Raw genomic sequence first — 2,938 nt, 5'->3', positions numbered from 1 at the left:
GAGGCGAAGTAGCCCCCGATGACGATCACTCGCGGGTTGAACAGGTTGGCCACGATCGAGCCGCCGAGCCCGAGCCACTGGCCGACCTGCGCCACCGCCTGCATCATGCGCCGGTCGCCGGAGGCCAGGCCCCTGGCGATGTCGGCCACTCGTTCGCCGGGGTCGGGCACCGGCATGCCGGGCAGCCCGTACGCCTGCTCGGGCATGGCCGCGCGGACGAGCGCGGCCAGTCCGACCTTGGTCTCCCAGCAGCCGATGCGGCCGCAGCCGCACTGGTCGCCGTTCGGGTCGACCCGCAGGTGCCCGACCTCGCCGGAGAAGCCGTCCGCTCCGCGCAGGAGCTTGCCGCCGGAGATGATGCCGCCGCCGACGCCCACCTCACCGGTGAGGTAGACCAGGTCGGGCGTCCCCGCGGCGACGCCCGAGGTGAACTCGGCCACCGCCGCGAGGTTGGCGTCGTTGTCCACCCGCACCGGCACGCGCAGCGGGCCGAGCATGGCGGACAACTGGTCTGCCAGCGGCAGGTCCTGCCAGTAGAGGTTCGGCGCGAGCGTCACGACGCCGCGTGCCACGTCCACGAGGCCGGGGACGGCCACCGCGATGCCCGCGGGGACGGCGCCGGCCCGCGCCATCGCCTCCACGGACTCCTTGGCCACGAGCCCCAGCCTGCGCACCGCGCTGTCCGGGCGGCTGCCCATCGCGTCGAAGACCACCCGCCGCTCGACCAGGACCCGGCCGCTGAGGTCGGTGCCGTGGACCGCGATGTAGTCCACGTTGATCTCCATGCCCAGGGCGCCGACGTGCGCGCCGTGCAGCGCCACCGCCCGTCTGGGGCGCCCGACGGCGCCCGCGTGCTCGACGCCGAGCTCCCGCACCAGTCGCCGTTCCAGCAGCTCCGCCATGAGGTTGGAGACGGTGGCCCGGTGCAGCCCGGTCGCGTCCGCGATGTCGGCGCGCGACAGGGAGGTGTGGTCGCGCAGCTCACGCAGCACCAGCGAGAGGTTCGCCCGGCGCAGGGCGGCGGGGCCCGCCGGCGGAGGGCCTCCCGAGAGGCGGGTGAGGTGCTGCTCGTTCGACACCCGCCTCACCTGATCCTTTGTTTGTCTACGAGATCAATTAATCAGGGTTGTAACACGGAGGTGTCCGTCTGCGCACCCCTGGGTTCCGTAACGAGTTGGCATCGCTCCCTTTCTGCCCAGTTCAGGACTCATTCGTTATGTGGTTATTGGAACGTTACGCAACTTGCGACCGGTTTCCCCTTGTGTCTGCCGGAAGTCCCTGTCTTTAATTCGGCCAGCCATGCGAACTAATTGAGGAGCGGCGTGGAGCACAGCAGGGCCGACGGCCACAGGACCGACTCGCCGGGTCGCGGCGGGTCCGCGGGTGTTCCCGCGGACCAGGCCACCGTGCGTCGTTCCAACCTCGCTCTGGTTCTGCGGCACGTGAGTGCGTACGGCCCGTGCTCCCGGTCGGCCGTCGCGGTGGCGACCGGACTGAACAAGACGACCGTCACCAGCCTGGTGAGCGAGCTTCAGGCCCGGGGGCTGGTCAAGGAGACCGGGCCGCAGCACGCGGGTTCCGTCGGCCGCCCGAGCGTCGCGCTCGTCCTGGACGGTTCACGGATCGGCGCCCTGGGCGTGGAGGTCAACGTCGACTACATCGCCGCCTTCGCCACCGACCTGGCCGGCAGGGTGCTCGCCGACCGGCGCATCGGCTTCGACGCCATGGGCTCCAGCCCGGAACGCTCACTGGACGAGCTGGCCCTGATGGTCGAGAGGACCGTCGCCGACCTCGACCGGCTCGGGGTCGCGCTGGCCGGGATCACCGTGGCCGTCCCCGGCCTGATCGACACGAACACCGGCACGGTGGTCGTCGCCCCGAACCTCGGCTGGCACGGGGTGGCGGTGGCCGAGCGGCTGTCCCAGGCCGACATCCGCGCGAGCATCCCCATCGCCGTGGACAACGACGCGAACCTCGCGGCGCTGGCCGAGTTCACCTCGGGCGTCGCCGCGGGGACGCCCGACCTGGTCTACCTCACCGGTGAGGTGGGCGTCGGTGGCGGCATCATCTCCGGCGGCCGGCTGCTGAGCGGAGCGGACGGCTTCGCCGGGGAGGTCGGCCACGTCATGGTCGACCCGTCCGGTGAGCGGTGCCGATGCGGCAGGATCGGCTGCTGGGAGACCAAGGTCGGGCTGGCCGCGCTGGTGCGCATGGCCACGCCCGACCGCGCGTACGGCACAGGCGGGCAGGTCGTCCGTGACCCGGAGGAGCGGCTGGCCGAGATCGAGCAGCGGTGGGCCGAAGGAGACCCCCGCGTCGACGCGGCCCTCGCGAAGGTGGGCCGGTGGCTCGGCCGCGGGGCGGCCGTGCTGGTCAACCTCTTCAACCCGCGGGTGATCGTGCTGGGCGGCTACTTCGCCAAGCTCGCCGACCGGATCGTCCCCGCGGCCCGGGAGGAGATGGCCGGCCTGGGCATGACCGGCGCCGCCGACCGCTGCCGGTTCGTCGCCTCCAACCTCGGCTTCGGCGCCGCGTCGCGTGGAGCGGCCGGTGTCGTCGTCGAACGGGCACTGTCCGACCCCACAGCCATCGCCATCCGACATCCCAGCCACCCGTGGCGCCGTGAGGAGCCCCCCGATGACCCGTCCGTCCCCACTCCGCGGTGGACCCCGCCTGTCCGCCGCCCCGCTCCCGCCCCGTCCCCCGCCTCGATCTGACCACTCCCGTCCACCCAGACGTCCCGTCCGCCTGACCGGGCTGTCCCGAGCCGCCGGCACTCCCGCCCATCCCGCGTGCCGCGGCGATGGCGCATGCCGTCAGGCGGACGGGATCACCACCGTGCCCGTCCTCCTTTCCCCTTCCCCCTCACCCAGTCCCCTTCCCCCCACCCAGACGTCCCGCCCGCCTGATCGGTCGTCCGGAACCGCAGCGGCACCGT

Annotated in this window: 2 protein-coding genes; one reads left to right on the top strand and one right to left on the bottom strand. The window is 72.6% G+C overall.

Translation table 11 applies throughout. The features are described from left to right. Nucleotides 1-1,088: ROK family transcriptional regulator (locus tag B1L11_RS44255; RefSeq protein ID WP_256863440.1), on the bottom strand; the 1,088-nt coding region annotated here is incomplete at its 3' end. Between the two features lie 234 nt (nt 1,089-1,322). Here B1L11_RS44255 and B1L11_RS44250 point away from each other — a divergent pair. Then, nucleotides 1,323-2,717 (top strand): ROK family transcriptional regulator, encoded by a 1,395-nt coding sequence (locus tag B1L11_RS44250; protein WP_079321090.1) that lies wholly within the window; start codon nt 1,323-1,325, stop codon nt 2,715-2,717. Nucleotides 2,718-2,938 lie beyond the last annotated feature (221 nt).

Origin of the sequence: Microbispora sp. GKU 823, from assembly GCF_002027145.1 — a bacterium.
Taxonomy (GTDB): Bacteria; Actinomycetota; Actinomycetes; order Streptosporangiales; family Streptosporangiaceae; genus Microbispora; species Microbispora siamensis.
This window is presented reverse-complemented; position numbering and strand designations above follow the sequence as displayed.